Below are 724 nucleotides of genomic sequence, written 5' to 3'. Positions count from 1 at the left end.
TAAAAAGAGAAGGTTAGGCAGCTGACATTAGATGATTCCTGTACTGTACAGGGGTCATCTTTTTTAATCCCCATTTATATCTGTGATTATTGTAATAATGAATATAACGATCTATTTTACCTTGCAACTCTTTGAGAGACGTGCAACTGCGACTGTCTACATGGTCTTTCATATGGCCAAAAAATGATTCCTGAGGAGCGTTATCCCAACAGTTTCCGCGCCTAGACATGGACTGACCTAAACCCTTCTGTTTCAACAGTTTTTGGTACGTGGGACTTGTGTAATGACTTCCTTGATCGGAGTGAACGAAAACATCTTTATGCAACTTCACACGTCTTTGTTTCATGAGTATATCTATAGATTTGGTCGCAATGGATAAATCAATTCGGTTTGAAAGGTTCTGTGCCAGAACTTCGCCTGTGGAAGCGTCCAATATGGTTGACAAATAACCCATCTCTGTTCGGCCGTATGGAAGATAAGTGATGTCTGTAAGCAAAGCCAGCCCCGGAATGCCCTTCTTGAAATCCCTCTGTAGACTGTTAGGCAGGGTTCGATGTTCGAGCGTGGCTTTGGCCATTCGCTTGTAAGGGTTCGCTTTTCTATGCGGACACACAAGGTTTAGTTTTTTCATTAACCGGCGGATTCTTTTAAGGTTATAGGTGATACCAAATTCATTCTCAAGAACCATCTTTATGGAGCGAGAGCCCTTTTTGAACCCTTTCCA

The 724-nt window shown here is 42.1% G+C and carries 1 protein-coding gene; it reads right to left on the bottom strand.

Annotated elements, in window-relative coordinates; all coding sequences use genetic code 11:
* Positions 1–13: 13 nt before the first annotated feature.
* The coding region (locus AC2TDN_RS26585; protein ID WP_484690741.1) for an IS3 family transposase at positions 14–724 on the bottom strand (711 nt) is incomplete at its 5' end.

This window comes from Paenibacillus sp. Y660, from assembly GCF_057221575.1.
The sequence above is the reverse complement of the archived record's forward strand: the minus strand, read 5'-3'. Positions and strand labels throughout refer to the sequence as shown.